Here is a 15706-nt window from a genome sequence, read left to right on the forward strand (position 1 = left end):
TCAAACAAATAAAAAAATATTTTTTCCCCGGGTTCCCATTTCTTAAGGAGGAAGCAGAAAGACAGACAGGAATCCGTAAGATAGGCAAAAGGGCCTCGGGTCCAAGGGAAGGGTTGAAAATGAGAAAGCGGAACAGGTTGATGCTCAGCGTGCTTCAGGGAGTGATCAATAAGAACAGGGTGTTTTCTAAATCTGCGAGAACATCCCGGACTCTGAATCTATCGGACATTCAAAGCGGATCAGGATCTCTTTTTTCTTCCGCCTAAATGAATAGCGACATCCCAGCTTCATTCATTGCCACAAATTGTTGATTTCAATATTTATGATTCCTGACGTCTTTGCGGCTTCGCTGAGTTGTTGTAACCTGCTCGGCAGGAGCTTCCGTGCCGTTCTCTTAAAAACAGGATAGAACTAACTGATTTTCTTTCATGGATACCGATTCAGATCAACCCCAGGAGCGTATGCATGGCGTAGGCAATTCCATCTTTATCGTTGCTTTGCGTTTGATAACGGACCTGACTGAGCAATTTCGGATCGGCATTCCCCATGCCGACGCTGTTAGGAAAGCGGGTCAACATTTCCAGATCATTCCAATCATCGCCGAACACCGCGATTTCTTCCGGTTTCAGATTCAGCAGGCAGCGCAGGTGATCAATACTTTTGAATTTGCTTGCCTGGCGATTTGTGATTTGCAGCACCTTGCCCTGATCGGTCAGATAGACGTTCGCCTGATTCACGCTCATCGCGCGGCAGCGATCTGTCAGCGACAAGGACAGAGCAGTGACGGAATCAACAAGATTTTCAAAGTAAATCAGAATTTTCACCGTTTGTCTAACCACTTCCGGCCCCAGCAAAACGCAGAGGCGCGGATCAATGCCCCATAACGGATAGGCAAAGTCGGCTAACGGTTCATTGAAGGCGTGGAATTCATCCTTCAGCTGCAGCGCAAGATGCAGTTCAGGGACTGCTTGAACGGCTTTCACGCAGCTGGCGACGATTGCGGCGGGCAGAAACGTGTATCGTGTCTGCCCATGCAGCTTTTCGCAGGCGCCGTTGCAATAAATTCCGCCGTCAAATAAGTTCAGTTCGATTTCCGTCCAGCCGAGCATTGTTTCCAGCAGCGGCGCCCGGGCCGTGGCGATGAACAGGGAAATACCTTTCTTGCGGCAAGCCTGCAGCGCTTCCCATGTGGAACGCGCCAATGTTTTCTCAGAGGTTAACAACGTGCCGTCCAGATCAAAAAACAGTGCTTTTATCATTGCGGATTCCTCGCCTCTTAATGATGATCCTACGCAAACCGGTAAAGGCTTGGATAGTCGTGCAGAATTGACCAGCGGGCTTGCTCGCTGCAGGTTAACAACAGGCGCAAGCTTTCCATACTGATCTGTCCCGCTTCAAATAACCGCCGGGTCATCTCATCCGCCGGCAGCCCCAGTTCCTTTTCCAGCTGTTCGATCTTTTTCAGACCATAGCAGTAACAGGTGAAATAACCGAACATGTCTTCCTGAGCCAGAACCTGACCGCGTGCGGTCTTCGCATCAAAGCCCAGTTCCCGCCGGTATAATTCAACGACTTCACCGATCGTGCGGTTTTCCCACCGCAGCATCAGATCAGCCTGAATCCGCACTGACGTATGGTGCCGGCGGTAAGCTGTGAACAGCGGAAAGTAAGGATCTTCCGCAAAGATTGATTCGTAAACGTGCTCGCTGCGGTGCGCTGTGCCTTCGATCAGCGGGTCAGCCTTTGGCCCGCGGCGCATCGTTTCCGGCAGCGGATCGCTGTTGACCCGCAAAAACTGGATGTGATGGCCGAAATAGGCTTCATGAATCGTATTGACCTTAATCCAGCCGTCGCTGACGGCGGTGTAGTTGGTTTCATTTAAGAACATCCGGCCGTGCAGCGGACGTTCGTACGGACAGCCGTCCATGTAACCACCCCACGGGAAGGATTCTCTGAGTTCCTCCGGCACTCCGGTCAGATCGCAAATTTCATCAATCGGATGCCACAGTTTCTGCTTGCTGACCGCTTTGACGCGGGCCAGATATTCATGACCGCGGCGGAACATTTCCTCAGCGCTTTCGCAAGCCCCGGCCTTTTCGTCCAGCAGTGCTCGAACCTGAGTCATCGTCGTCACCGGCGTATCGCTTAACCGGTTGGCAATCGCGAAGACGTTGGCCCGCGTCGCTTCAATTTCATCTTTATACCAGGAAAGCAGATCTTCCAGATCGACACCCAGCTTCATGGCCAGCGTGCGCCGGTAACTTTCCGGATCCGTGTTCAGGCGTTGATCCTCGTCTTTGATTTCCTGACCTTCATTGACACCGGCCTCGCGCAGCAGGTCAATCCAGCGGGACAGCGCCTGGACGCCTTCGCTCAGACGATGCTTGACTTCCACTTCCTGGGCGTCCAGCTGAGGGATAATCTGTTCGGCCTGGCGTTTGAGCGCAGCGCTGCGGGATAAGATGACCGGCAGATCCTTTTCGTCAAAATCGGGGAACCGGCGTTCCAGAGCCTGCAGGCAAGCGGGCAGCGCAGCCCATTGATCGCCTAAAATAGCGATGCGCAGACTGCGTCGCCGCTGATCCACGGACCACAGCTGCTTTAACGCATGTTGGATTTCACCCAGTTGAACCTGCGGATGCGTCCAGAAATCTTCCGCTTCCCAAGTCAGAAAATCAAGAACGTCATGGAAATGGTGGATAAAAAAATGCGAGGCTTCATTGTCGTCTGTCAGCTGATCGACACGATAGCGCAGCTGGTCTAAGGTCTCGGCCAGAGCCTGACGATGTTCTTCATCCGGTATCCAAAGGGTGCGTTGGTAAATCTGGCGGCTGTGCAGCCGGTCGCCGGCCAGCGCCAAATCGCGGTCCAGCTGACGGATGATCATAATCTCCTGCGGTGATTGCATGATGAAATCCTCCTGTTAATTTGGCTATAACTATAATGAAATTCAGTCCGATTGGCAAGTACCCAGGCTGAATCCTGAGTCCGCAGCGGCAAAGAAGCTGATCAAACTATTTTCAGTTCCTTCACTGAAAAAACAACCGCGCTCTTCATGAAGATGACAGTGAAGTCAATGCCGCTCCCCCCTGCACAAAAAACGGTTGAGCGGAAGATCGAAAAAGAGTCCTGTTCAAACATCGTTATCTTCCCTATTGAAAATCTGCGGATCTGCACGTTCCCTCTTTTACCTAAAATAAAAAGAACCGTCGCAAAGCTTGAATGCTCTGACAGTTCTCTTAGTTTACGATAAATTTGCCGGTGTTGAGGAGTTCTCTTTCTCGTTCGGTCCTCTTTTTTCCAGTTCTTCTTCCAGACTGAAAGTAATTTCTTCCAGGGATGCAACTAAGCTTTTCAGCTGTTCGATGTTCTTATTCAGCATTGTGCAGGCCAGATCCAGCGATGCGGAAGCATTCGGATCTATCCCTTGCGTCCCTTTTCGAATTACGTTAAGGACGGAATCATCCAGGTTGTCTACGATCGAAGCGAGATCCCAAGCGATGTCGTAAATTTCTGAACTTTTATTCATACTATTCCTCCGGTTGGAATTATATCCAACAATTTCTACTATGACAATCATTTTTTTAGTGAAGTTAAGTAAAAAAATCACTAAAGCAGGTGATAAAATGAAATCGGTAATCCTTACTTGTAAACCCTCTTTATATTACACCCTGACAATAGTATTATACACAAAAAAGTTAATAATTCTTCATAAGTTAACCAAAAATGGGTAAAATTATCCTCTTTTTTTTCAAAGTATTTTGTTTTGAGAGCGAATCTTGGCATCGGAGATTTAAAATCTGTGCTTTCTTCAAATTTTCTCACAAAGTGGCAGATCAGCATTTTTGACTGAAATCTGAGGATTGTTCGGGATGTGTTCTTTTTAATGCAAAAGCGCGGTTGCAGACTTCTCAAATTATAAAAAATGGAGTAGAATAAGGGCGTAGAAAATAGGAGGATACATTTATGGCATTAGTTTCCGCAAAAGAAATGATCGAAAAAGCGCATGAAGGTCATTATGCAGTAGGCGCATTCAACATCAATAACATGGAATGGATTAAATCCATCCTGGCCGCAGCTGAAGAAGCCAAGTCACCAGTCATGTTAGGCGTTTCGGAAGGCGCTGGCAAGTATATGGCTGGATTCAAGAATGTTGTCGCCATGGTCAGAGAAATTCATGACTCCATGGGCATCACCGTTCCAGTTGCTCTGCATCTGGATCATGGTTCATTTGAAGGAGCCAAGGCCTGCATTGAAGCGGGATTCACTTCTGTCATGTTTGACGGTTCGCATTACGATTTCGAAGAAAATGTTGCGAAGTCGAAAGAAATTCTGGAACTGGCTCATTCGAAGGGCATTTCCGTTGAATGTGAAGTCGGCGGCATCGGCGGCGAAGAAGACGGCGTTGCCAGCATGGGCGAATTGGCAGATCCGCAGGAATGCGCGAACATCGCGGCGCTGGGCGTTGATTTCCTGGCTGCGGGCATCGGCAACATTCATGGCAAATATCCGGCTGACTGGCAGGGTCTGAACTTTGACCGTCTGGCTGAAATCCAGGCTTCCACCAATGGAAAACCGTTAGTTCTGCACGGCGGCAGCGGCATCCCGGCGGATCAGGTTGCCAAGGCAATCTCCCTGGGCGTTTCCAAGATCAACGTCAACACCGAACTGCAGCTGGTTTTCGCAGCCGCAACCCGGAAGTACATTGAAGAAGGCAAAGATCTGGCCGGCAAGGGCTATGATCCGCGTAAATTGCTGAAACCAGGCGCAGAAGCGATCACCAAGAAGGTCATCGAAATGATGAACCAGTTCGGTTCCGCAAACAAGGCGTAATCGTTTAAAAACTGAGATCCTCGAAAACCGGCGGAGAAATCTGCGGGTTTTCTTTTTTTTATGCCGGGGGAAAGCTTATAATAAGAAGGATGAATTGTCAACGAGGAGGTCGCTTATGAAATCGTTAAAACAAAAGGGGAAGGATATTGTCTGGGTTGTGGCGGGCAATGCGGTGCTGGCGCTGGCCGTCAGTATGTTCATCCTGCCCTATGATATCTTGTCAGGCGGCGTCGCCGGCGTGGCGGTTGCGCTGCAGCCGTTGATTCCGCTGCCAGTTACGCTGATGGTCAATCTGCTGGTCGTCGGGTTGTTTATCGTCGGAGCCTGTTTTCTGGGAAAAGACTTCGCGATGAAGACCATTTTGAGTTCGTTGATCTATCCGGTGTTTCTGACGTTTTTCAGCGGCCGGGTGCCGGTGCTGGATCTTGATCCAATTCTGGCTTCCCTGTATGGCGGACTCTTAGGCGGTACCGGCGTGGGGATGGCGTTACGAACCGGAGCGAGTACTGGCGGCATGGATATTCCGCCGCTGATCGTCCATAAGCTGACGCACATTGAAATTGCCAAGCTGGTGTTGATCACCGATGCGCTGACCGTGCTGCTGGGCGCATTTACCTATGGCCTGGAAGCGGTGCTGGTCGGCTTTGTTTCCGTCTGGGCTTCTTCCGTGGCGATTGATAAGGTGCTGATGTTCGGCGGCCAGCAGGCCAAAGCGATTCAGATCATCTCCGATCAATATGAACAGATCATTGAACGGATTCATTCCGAACTGGAACGCGGCACGACGCTGATCGAAGCGCAGGGCGGCTTTACCTGTGAAAAGCGGAAGATCATCCTGGTCGTCATCACGAAAAATCAGTATCCGGCATTGATGGAAATGGTGACGGCGATCGACAGGGAAGCGTTTGTGATTGCCAACGATACGCATGAGGTCAAAGGCTTCGGCTTCAGCTTTGAGTTCAAGGTTTAATAGCAGCCGGCAAGCCAGGGTGAATCCAATTCGTCTTTGGTAAAGGTCATCGAAAATGATATTGTCTTTTTTTGCGAATTCCAGTTTCAACTTGACGTTTAATCTGAATTTGCGGCCGCTTCATTTACATCAGCCAGCGTCGATAATGGAAATTGCAGAATTACCTGAGCGCCGCTGCCATCCGGAACGTTGCCGGGAATCATGCGGCCACCTTCAATCTGCATTGCCTGCGAAACGGTATATAAGCCCAGACCCGCATGGCCATGACTGCTGCGGGCTGATTCATAACGGTAGAATGGCTCGCCGATATGATTCAGGCTTTCCGCGTGAAAACCGGGACCTTCGTCGCTGACTTTCAGGATCCAGCAGGTTTCCGTAATCTGGCCCATCAGCTGAACCGTCTTGCCTGAGGGGCAGTAGCGGATTGCGTTATCAAGCAGATTGATCAGCGCCCGGCGCAGCGTTTCCGCATGGATTCGGGCCTGGAAAGGCGGACAGAATACCGTCAATGTGATCGCTTTATTGCGGCACAATCCGGATACTTCCTTCATGCAGCGCCGGACCAGCGCGTCGATAGCGGTGACGCGGGGCTGTTCCGCCTGATTCTGGCTGCACGCTGCCTGCTGCAGCTGAAATACAACCTGACGAAGCTGACCGACATGGCGATTGATGGCTTCCAGACGATGCCTTGCTGACCGGGCTTCCTTTTGCAAAAGTTCGGCGTCGGTTTGGATTTTAGCCAGCGGCGTCTTTAAATCGTGCGCCAGCACGGTGATCTGGATCTCCCGCTGATTTTGCATATCCCATTGCTGGATCTGGGAATCCTTCAGTGCGGAGCGCATCGTATCAACGGAATTCAACGCCTGATTGAACTCGGTGAACGCGGTATCCTGAATTTCAAAATCAAGATTGCCGGAAGCGATCTGCGTTGCGGATTCTTCCAACGTGTTCAAAGCCTGTACAAGTTTCCGCCCGTAGTGATTGGCCGTCGTCAACAGGTACAGAAAGAGCGACAAGCCGAGTGCGCCGATCAACGGCCCCTGCAAGTTGGGGATCAGCGCGGCGAGTGCCGGGAGGGCGGGGCGGATTTCATAGCGGAATAAGAGGATGACGACTTCCGCCCGCAGGTCGGTGCGGAACCAGGTTTGCGTGCCGATCTTGCCGGTGTAGCTGCCGGTATAGAGAGAAAAATCAGTCAGCGCGCTGTCCGGGGACAACGAAGTATCTGCCAGCTGTTCATGACTGAACAGCACATAATCAAGACCATCGCCAACCTCAGCCGGATCAAAGAAATCCTGCCGCTGAATTTTACCGATCAGTTCCTGGGCCTGTTTCTCATTGTGATTGAGCCGCGTGTACCATCCAGCCTGAAGTCCCAGCAGAAACAGGAGCACAGCACTCCCCAAAAGCGCGAGTACACCCAAAGCGGTCGTCAGAAAATAGCGCCGTAAAAATTGCGCCAGAGTGTGAGTTTTTCGGTGTCTGCGTTTATCCATGGTTCATTTTCTCCCGGAAGTCTTAATCAGAATTGTGATTTCGTTTCGGCTGGAAAAGCGGCGATGGCTTTGTCTGTCCTACATTATTCTTTGCCTTGCGGTGGATTGTTATCTCTATTATAGCATGAAGTACCGGAAGAAATGAAACAGAGTGGAAGCGCAGTGGGAGAGCGGAACATTCCGTTCGGTTTTCCAACGTCAGTTTGATCGAGAAAAAGCGATCCTTATTTATGTTGATCAAAGCGCCTGCCGGAAGTTTTGGGATAAACGGCGCGGGAAAGGAAAGTTCAGGAAAGCGAAAACTGCCGGTAAGGACTTGGAAATTGTGGCAATGCCGGGGAGTTCACGGTATAATAGGTACGGATAAGGTAAGGATGAGGTTTATGCAGATACAGCACGAGTTTCCCTGTTCTGCCGTGCAGTTTTTCAATTTCATGGCACGGCGGATTGCGCAGGATATTCAGATCGAAACCGATAAGAAATTGACAATCGCCCGGATTCATGAGGGCATGAAATATGATAAGAAGGTTCTGGTTTCAGAAAGGAAGCAGCGGGTCGGCAAGGCGCAGGTCGCGGTATACGACAAGCCGGGTCATGTCCAGCTGCGGATCGATATGTTTGACGGTACGCAGGTGATTGACACCCGATGCGCCGCGCTGGGCGAGGATCGTTGTCAGGTGACGTACAGCGAGGAATTCCTGCCGTCCAGCATGGAGAAAAAACTGGCCATCGCCAGCTTTTCCTGGATGGGCAGAAAGAATAACAAAAAGAAGCTGCAGAAACTGATGGATCAATGGGAAGCGGAGATTCGTCAGCTGTATTGCGAGTAAGGTTTCCGCGTTCATTGAATCAGGGAACAATCACGTTTTCAGCCAAACTTAATAGTATGATAGTGCAATGAAAGGAGCCCAACCGATGGAAGAAGTATTTAAGATTGAAGGCGGTCATCAGCTGAACGGAGAGGTCAGAATCAGCGGGGCGAAGAACGCGACGGTGGCTTTAATCCCGGCCTCCATTCTGGCTAACGGCCCGGTGACGATCTGCGGCGTTCCGGATATCGCGGACGTGGAGTCGTTATCGACCTTGTTAGAGGAATTGAACGTCGCGGTGGTGCATAAGGATCGGGGGCATCTGATCATCGATCCGACGGAGATGATCAACTGCCCGCTGGAACATCCGGCGGTTACGAAGCTGCGGGCTTCCTATTATTTCATGGGAGCCTTGTTAGGCAAATACAAGCATGTGAAAATTAAAATGTCGGGCGGCTGTTATCTGGGGCCGCGGCCGATTGATCTGCATCTCAAGGGCTTTGAAGCGCTGGGGGCGAAGGTCGACTATCAGAAAGGGTGTTACACGATCGAAGCGGAAGAATTGATCGGAACAAAGATCTTCCTGGATATTTCTTCGGTCGGCGCGACGATCAACATCATGATGGCGGCGGTGTACGCAAAGGGCCGCACGACGATTGAAAACGCGGCGAAGGAGCCGGAAATCATTGACGTTGCGACGCTTTTAAACAAGATGGGCGCGCATATCCGCGGCGCGGGGACGAATGTGATCACGATTGACGGCGTAGATTATTTATCCGGCTGCTTCCATGAGATTATCCCGGACCGGATTGAAGCGGGTACGTTTATTATCATGGCGGCCGCGGCGGCCAAGGAAATGAAGATTACCAACATTATTCCGCAGCATCTGGAATCGTTGTTGTCAAAGCTGCAGGAAATGGGCGTGGATATGGAAGTCGATGTCGACAGCGTGACGATCCGCGGCGGTGGGAAGCTGCAGGGCGTGGATATCAAGACGCTGCCGTATCCCGGCTTTGCGACGGATTTGCAGCAGCCGTTATCGGCGTTGCTGACGCAGGCGGAAGGCAAGTCGACGATCAAGGAAACGATATATCCGGAACGGTTTAAACATTGTATCGAACTGCAGCGGATGGGCGCGGATATCAGCGTCGGTCAGGGCAGCTGTACGATCGAAGGAATCACGCCGCTCTATGGCGATCGGGTTACTGCAACGGATCTGCGCTGCGGCGCCAGTCTGGTAGTGGCGGGCTTGCTAGCGGAAGGCGTGACGGAGATTCATGAAATTTATCACATCGAACGAGGCTACGATGATCTGGATGGCAAGCTGCGGGCCTTGGGCGCAAACATCTGGCGGGAAACGATCGAATAGCGCCATTATGAAATCAGAAGATCTGAGCGGACAGCGTGTCTGCGCAGGTCTTTTTTATTTTAGGCCGCAAGTTTGGAGGCTTGAAAAACTGTCATTGAATTAAATTGATAATCCTTGTTTCCGATTGTTTGAAATTTGGAGTATGATTGAGATAGAAATGGATAAGGAGGGATCGGAAATGAAGAAAGTTTTGATCATGGGTCTGTTATTGATAGTGTGTTTGAGCGGCTGTTTTAGCGAAGGTCGTCTGAAACCGGGAATTCATGGGACCTCAGCGGGAAAGGAAATGGAAAAATTTCTGGAATCCAGGCCGGATAAGAACCTGTCAAACCCAAGTCTATCCGATTATCAGATTAAGACATCCCAAAATTTTTATTTTTATAATTTTACAGCGAAAGATCTTTCAAAGCTGGATTTATCTTCGCTGACGTTATCCGAGCTTGCGAATGAAACGATGTTTACCGCAAGTACAAAATGGCCGGATACGTTGACGAACCTGGACATTGAGCAATTTTGGAAACAAGCCTGGGGCAAACCGTTAGGCGCAGCGCTTTTCCATGAAAATGGAATCACTGGAAAAGGCGTGGGAATCGCGATCATCGGACCACAGCTTTACGTTGATCATCCTGAATACAAAGATAATTTGAAACTCTTTTATGGGAACGAAGATCCCTTATCTCAAAATTTGATCAGTACGCTTGGAAGCGGCGCAATGTTGTCCAATCTGGCGGGAAAGTCGCTGGGGTATGCCCCGGAGGCTTCAATCGCTTATATCGTCAATTCAGGATATGATGAAAAGGGGAAGCAAGACCTTTCCTCCATCCTTGAAAATCTGGATTCCTTGTTGGAATATAACAAAACCCTGAAAAAAGATCCGATCCGGATGATTCTTATTTTCTCGGATATGAACAATCAGGACAGCGCTTATGATGCATATCAGACGAAAGTCGAGGAATTGAAACAAGCGGGGATCGAAGTGTTTACCAGAATGCCCTACTTTAATGGTCATTACTTCACCACGCTGGCTAAAATTCCGTATGCCCCGCTGGATGATGTGAATTCCTACTATTTCGATAAGGCCGGGGAAACTCCAGATCATGTGTTGTATCTTCCTTATGCCAACCGGGTCCTGGCTTTTCCGGGAGAAGAAAACTATGTTTACTATCCGAGCCGTTTGGATGTAAACTATGGTACGATATCCACCCTGGCTGGTTTTTACGCGCTGGCCCTGCAGATGGATCCGAGCTTAACGCTGGATGAATTTGTCGAAATTGTCGCCGATTCGACGATCACATTAAGACCCGATAAGGAATACCGGGTGACAGGATTGGAAAATGTGATTTATCCGTCACGCCTTTACGATCATTTGACGGCAAGAATGAAAGAAAATTAGATAGATAAAATGGCTTCAGCATACTTGTTATGGAATAAAAATGCAAATACCCCTTTCAATGATCAGATCTGGAAAATATCCAGATCTTTTTTATTTGTCTGTTCGATTCTGTTTCCGGTACTGAATTGGCGAAAGTCCGGTTGCTTGATGAAAAATCCGGCTGAAATATAAGCTATCTGTATAGCCGCACTGAACGGCGATTGTTTTTATTTTTTCCTGTGTGTTTTCCAATAGATAAACGGCATGTTCCAAACGAATTTTTCTTAGCATGGCCATAACAGATATCCCGACTTCTTTTTGAAAGGTTCGGGCTAAATGAGCTTCGCTTACACTTTGAAAGTCCGCCAGCTGGGTCAAGGTCAGAGACTGCGTATAATGAGTTTGCAGAAAAATTAAAGTTTCTCTTACAATTTTTGAGTATTGATAATTTCCATTTTCCTGAATCCATCGGAAAATTGTACGTACAGCTTCATCTAAAATGACCTTCAGATCTTCAAGATATTCGCAAAACTGGATCGTCAGGATTAACTGTGAGAAATCACGGAAATCACGAAATCCTCTCTGCAAGCCTAGATAACGAATCTTGGTAAATAAAGTAATAAAAAATTCCTGAATATCATGTGGATAAATATGATGCTTTATAAAATAGCGGATCGCTGATTCTTTGACATCTGTAAGATTTTCCAATGTTATTTCCTGAATTTGCTGGAAACGTTCCTTCTGATAGACAGGATTGAATTGCTGGAGCGACCGAAAAGCAATAATTTCAGAAGGCTTCAAAAAGATTCCGGGCTGCTTAAAAAAACATGTTTCATGATTGTCGATGAGTTGAATCATCTTCTGAGCGAAGCCATTTAAGCTGGTGCAGACTTCAGACATAGTGAAAGAAAGCGTCAGGGACGTTGTTTCTGCAAGTTTTTTCTGCAAAGCTGTCAGTTGTTCGGGCAGCCCGTCTATATCCTGATCAGAAACCAGGAAAAGGCCGGAGTGATTCTTAATAAATAAAAGCTGATGTTTCATCGTAAGCGTCTGCGCAATTAGATTTTGCAAAGAATTGCGGAATTGCCGTCGGTTTTTGATGATTTTGGCATAGGCTTGATGAATGTTGTCAATTCGGAAATAAATCATGTGATAGGCAGCGGGATAACTGGCAAGAGCGGCTGAAATTTGTGCGTCAGCGGCCGCAGAAGGCCGTAGCTGCCCATCTTTGATCAAACCCAATAACTGCTGCAAACCTAAACGCGGATCGGATTCCCGGCCAATCATGGGAATCGCGGGCAGATTCAAAAGAGCAGGATCCCAATCCGGCAGGTAATCCCACACCCCGCTGCGGAAAGCCCGACGAACAGTGGGATAGGTTAAATCATTATGAATCAGAACAAAACGTGTCGGCAACGATTGCTTTTGAATCAGATATAACAAATCCCAGGCAGTGCCGTTGACCAGATCCAGTTCCGCGATTAAATAATCCGGAATGTATTCCTGAACCTTTTCTTTTGCGTCGATGAAATTTGATACCCTTGCGATGATATTAAACGAGCCTGCCGGCAATGCCGGAGAATCAATCGCAAACTTACCGGCTAATATAACGTTAATCATAGCTATTCTTCCTTCAGATGATAAAATATGGATAATTTTGATTTTGAATGCACGATTATATTAGAAGTATAAATTAAATTGATAAATATTACAATTTAAAAAATCCCTTTCCGGAATGATCTTGACGGTGGTCCTGATTGAAATATAAACTGGAATTAAGCAAAGCGAGCGCTTACAAAATTTGCTGAAAACAAACAGGAGGACTCTCTATGATTCAACTCATTCGCAGCGATGAACGGCTGATCCACGGACAATGTATGACTCAAATCGTCAAGACCTACGATATACAGGAGATTATCGTTATCGACGATGCCACTGCCGAAAATGCACTGTTAAAAAGAATTTTTACGATGGCTGTCCCGAAAACCATGAAGGCCGCGGTCTATACTTTAAACGAAGGCGTCGATAAAGTAAAAGAAGCGCTGAACAATGCCGTGAAGACATTAATTTTAATGAAGACTCCGGTACCCATGGTCGAATTAATTCAAAGAATTCCTGAATTGAATAAAGATTTAAATATTGCATCTTTATCCCAACGGAAAAATGCGGGAGTTTGCGTAGAGATCGTACCGGCAACTTATTTCACGAGGGATGAATTCACAGCTGTCGAACAACTGACAGAAGCGGGTGTCCGGATATGGCTGCAGATGATTCCCAATTCGGCGCGGACTGAATGGTCTGAAATCCGTGAACGAATCCAACAAAAATTTAACAAACTATAAGAGGAGGAGAACTTAATGAGTATCTTTCAAGCCTTGCTGCTCGGCTTCTTTGGGTGGCTTATGAATTCTCATGCTTTGCTTGGACATTGGGGCTTCCAGATTTTCCGCCGACCATTGATCGCGGGAATGATCTGCGGTCTTGTAATGGGGGATGTAACCAAAGGAATTATGGTGGGAGCGGTATTGCAGGCGATGTATATTGGGACGATGAATGTCGGCGGGATCGCATCCATGCCGCCGATTGACATCAGTCAATGGTTTGCGATTCCTCTGGCGCTGCTTCAGGGCGGCGATGCGGAAGTGGCGATTGCCTTAGCGGTTCCATTCAGCTTTCTGGCTCAGATGCTCCAGGTCTTATTAATGAATGTGAATCAAATTATACTGCACAAAGCAGATGATCTGATTGCCAAAGGAAAATTGAAACAGGCTTACTGGACACATTTTGCAGTGCCTACCGCGCTGAATTTGGTGATCAACATGTCAATCATTACGATCTTGTGTTTGATTGGTTCAGCGGCGATTGACGTCATCGTATCCGCAGTTCCCGCCAGTATCATGGGAATTCTGGGGGTTTTTACTAAAATCATCCCGTTACTGGGTTTTGCGATCTTATTAAATAGTCTGTTGAAGAATAACAGTCAGCTGATCTTCTTCGTATTGGGTTTCGCTTTACTTAAAGTTGTCGGGCTTAACGTCATTACGATTACGATTATTGGCGGCGCGATCGCTTATGTGATTTTTATGATTCAGGGAAAGGCGGGAGAAAACGCATGACTCAGTTGCAGAATTTAAGTAAGGATAAACACTTTTTACGGAAGACGATGTGGAGTTTCCTGTTCGGTTCCGGCGTTTGCTTTACCATGGAAAGAATGATGGGCCCGGGCATGGTCAACATGATGATCGCCTCGGCCAAAGAACTGTATCCGGATGATCCTGAAAAACAAATCGAGTTATGTCAGAATCATTGTGTATTCTTCAATACACAGCCGACAGTCGGAATTATTGTGCCGGGGATTGTGCTGGGATTGGAAATGGAAAGAGCGAAAACGGATGAGATTCCCAATGAACTTATCCAAAGCGTGAAAACCGCACTGGCCGGGCCCTTTGCAGGGATCGGCGATTCCCTGATTCAGGGGTTATTGATCCCCATCCTGCTTTCTATCGCCATCAGTCTCAGTGATGGTGGATCGGTCATTGGCGTTCTTTTCCTGATCGGCGCGTATTTCCTGATTTGTTATCCTCTGACCTGGTCGCTTTTCAAAACTGGCGTTCAAATGGGAATCAACGGTGCGGAACAAATTATTTCATCCGGAATTAAAGATCGTTTTATCTCGGCGGTTGAAATCCTAGGGATCTTGGTCGTCGGTGCGGTAACGGCCAGTACGGCCAACGTTACTACGGGCTTATCTTTCACTTTCGGAGAATTGGAGATTAACGTTCAAGCGCTTTTCGATAAAGTCTATCCTGGTTTGCTGACGATGGCGGCTTTAGGCGGAACTCTTTGGCTGATTCGTAAGAAAAAGGTAACACCGTTAAAGATTATGGGTTTGTTTCTAATTCTTTCTACGATCGGATATTTTACAGGGATCTTAGCGTGAGTAAGGAGCGATAAATATGCCAGTCATTAAGGAAAACGTCTATTCAGATGTAATGATGGAAACTCTCTGTTATCAAAAAACACCGCAAAAGGATTTGATGATGTCCATCTTTAAACCAGAAAGCTGGGCTGCGGGAGATTGCCGTCCAGCCGTCCTGTTCTACTTTGGCGGGGGATTCTATAAAGGAAATCCCAGTCATTTTCGGATGCAGGCGGAATACTTCGCTCATTTAGGCATGGTAACGTTAACGCCGGATTACCGGTTGACGACGCTGCCGGGAATTACAGTAAAAGACTGTCTGCTTGACGGTAAATCAGCGCTCCGCTATGTGATCGCTCATGCGGAAGAATTGGGAATTGACCGGAAACGGATTGTGGTAGCGGGTGGTTCTGCGGGCGGAGCGATGGCCAGTGTGGCAGCTATGGTCAATTCGTTAGATGAAAGTGATGAATCCTCCGTTCCCTGCGCAATGATTTTATATAATCCGGGAATTCAGTTTTCATCCCTGGGTTCATCCTTTGACGGATTGTCGGAGGATGATACAATCAATATTAACGGCAAACAGGAGAAGATTAAGGACTTGAAAAAGAAAATGCCAAAATTTGATGATCCGGAATTAGAGACGTTATCTCCAATGGAATATATTCGCCCAGGTCTGCCTGTGACGCTGCTGATACAAGGGGAAGCGGATCGCGCGGTATCTGTGGAGAGTATTAAGGAATTTCATAAAAGAATGCGTGCTGTCGGCAATGACTGCGAATTAGTCGTCTATCCCGATCGCGATCATGGATTCTTTAATTGGAATTCCAGCGAGGAACACATCTGTTATTATGACACGCTGAATCTGGTTGAAGATTTTCTGCGGCGGAAACAAATTTTAAACCCAGGTTTAAGAAAGAAGCTGTTGTGGGAGTAAA

The 15706-nt window shown here is 47.9% G+C and carries 14 protein-coding genes; 9 read left to right on the forward strand and 5 right to left on the reverse strand.

Annotation, left to right across the window (positions count from 1 at the left end; translation table 11 throughout):
• Positions 1 to 440: 440 nt before the first annotated feature.
• The 3 genes from BQ7364_RS01950 to BQ7364_RS01960 all read right to left on the reverse strand — a co-directional run bounded on the left by BQ7364_RS01950 (position 441) and on the right by BQ7364_RS01960 (position 3529).
• Positions 441 to 1259: an HAD hydrolase family protein gene (locus tag BQ7364_RS01950; RefSeq protein WP_072683149.1), complete on the reverse strand. Its 819-nt coding sequence runs from the start codon at positions 1257 to 1259 to the stop codon at positions 441 to 443.
• Positions 1260 to 1288: 29 nt separating this feature from the next.
• Entirely contained in the window at positions 1289 to 2908 is a 1620-nt protein-coding gene (locus BQ7364_RS01955; RefSeq protein ID WP_072683150.1) for a DUF885 family protein, read from the reverse strand.
• Positions 2909 to 3244: 336 nt separating this feature from the next.
• Positions 3245 to 3529, reverse strand: coding sequence for a hypothetical protein (locus BQ7364_RS01960; RefSeq protein WP_072683151.1), 285 nt, complete (start codon positions 3527 to 3529; stop codon positions 3245 to 3247).
• A gap of 437 nt (positions 3530 to 3966) precedes the next feature.
• On the opposite strand from BQ7364_RS01960, the gene fba reads away from it, so the two are divergent.
• Together fba and BQ7364_RS01970 are read left to right on the forward strand one after the other, a co-directional pair.
• Positions 3967 to 4833, forward strand: coding sequence for a class II fructose-1,6-bisphosphate aldolase (gene fba / locus BQ7364_RS01965; RefSeq protein ID WP_072683152.1), 867 nt, complete (start codon positions 3967 to 3969; stop codon positions 4831 to 4833).
• A 115-nt stretch (positions 4834 to 4948) separates the two neighbouring features.
• A complete protein-coding gene (locus tag BQ7364_RS01970) occupies positions 4949 to 5803 on the forward strand; it encodes a YitT family protein (protein WP_072683153.1) in 855 nt (284 codons plus the stop codon).
• A gap of 98 nt (positions 5804 to 5901) precedes the next feature.
• On the opposite strand, the gene BQ7364_RS01975 is transcribed toward BQ7364_RS01970, so the two are convergent.
• On the reverse strand, positions 5902 to 7299 hold the full coding sequence (locus tag BQ7364_RS01975) for a sensor histidine kinase (protein ID WP_072683154.1): 1398 nt from the start codon (positions 7297 to 7299) through the stop codon (positions 5902 to 5904).
• A 383-nt stretch (positions 7300 to 7682) separates the two neighbouring features.
• On the opposite strand from BQ7364_RS01975, the gene BQ7364_RS01985 reads away from it, so the two are divergent.
• The 3 genes from BQ7364_RS01985 to BQ7364_RS01995 all read left to right on the forward strand — a co-directional run bounded on the left by BQ7364_RS01985 (position 7683) and on the right by BQ7364_RS01995 (position 10870).
• Positions 7683 to 8129 (forward strand): DUF3284 domain-containing protein, encoded by a 447-nt coding sequence (locus tag BQ7364_RS01985; protein ID WP_072683156.1) that lies wholly within the window; start codon positions 7683 to 7685, stop codon positions 8127 to 8129.
• Between the two features lie 85 nt (positions 8130 to 8214).
• Positions 8215 to 9477 (forward strand): UDP-N-acetylglucosamine 1-carboxyvinyltransferase, encoded by a 1263-nt coding sequence (locus tag BQ7364_RS01990; RefSeq protein ID WP_072683157.1) that lies wholly within the window; start codon positions 8215 to 8217, stop codon positions 9475 to 9477.
• A 178-nt stretch (positions 9478 to 9655) separates the two neighbouring features.
• Entirely contained in the window at positions 9656 to 10870 is a 1215-nt protein-coding gene (locus BQ7364_RS01995) for a hypothetical protein (RefSeq protein WP_072683158.1), read from the forward strand.
• 90 nt (positions 10871 to 10960) lie between these two features.
• Here BQ7364_RS01995 and BQ7364_RS02000 read toward each other — a convergent pair whose 3' ends face one another.
• Positions 10961 to 12469, reverse strand: coding sequence for a helix-turn-helix domain-containing protein (locus BQ7364_RS02000; RefSeq protein ID WP_072683159.1), 1509 nt, complete (start codon positions 12467 to 12469; stop codon positions 10961 to 10963).
• Positions 12470 to 12678: 209 nt separating this feature from the next.
• Between BQ7364_RS02000 and BQ7364_RS02005 the strand changes: the two genes are divergently transcribed.
• Genes BQ7364_RS02005 through BQ7364_RS02020 form a run of 4 tightly spaced genes read left to right on the forward strand, consistent with a single transcriptional unit; the run spans position 12679 to position 15705 of the window.
• Positions 12679 to 13191, forward strand: coding sequence for a PTS sugar transporter subunit IIB (locus tag BQ7364_RS02005; protein ID WP_072683160.1), 513 nt, complete (start codon positions 12679 to 12681; stop codon positions 13189 to 13191).
• Positions 13192 to 13206: 15 nt separating this feature from the next.
• Complete coding sequence (locus BQ7364_RS02010; protein ID WP_072683161.1) at positions 13207 to 13965, forward strand: PTS sugar transporter subunit IIC; 759 nt, start codon at positions 13207 to 13209, stop codon at positions 13963 to 13965.
• Complete coding sequence (locus BQ7364_RS02015) at positions 13962 to 14789, forward strand: PTS system mannose/fructose/sorbose family transporter subunit IID (RefSeq protein WP_072683162.1); 828 nt, start codon at positions 13962 to 13964, stop codon at positions 14787 to 14789. The genes BQ7364_RS02010 and BQ7364_RS02015 overlap by 4 nt, the downstream gene beginning before the upstream one ends.
• A gap of 16 nt (positions 14790 to 14805) precedes the next feature.
• A complete protein-coding gene (locus BQ7364_RS02020; protein ID WP_072683163.1) occupies positions 14806 to 15705 on the forward strand; it encodes an alpha/beta hydrolase in 900 nt (299 codons plus the stop codon).
• The last annotated feature ends 1 nt before the right edge of the window (position 15706 follow it).

Origin of the sequence: Holdemania sp. Marseille-P2844 (genome assembly GCF_900120005.1) — a bacterium.
Taxonomy (GTDB): domain Bacteria; phylum Bacillota_I; class Bacilli_A; order Erysipelotrichales; family Erysipelotrichaceae; genus Holdemania.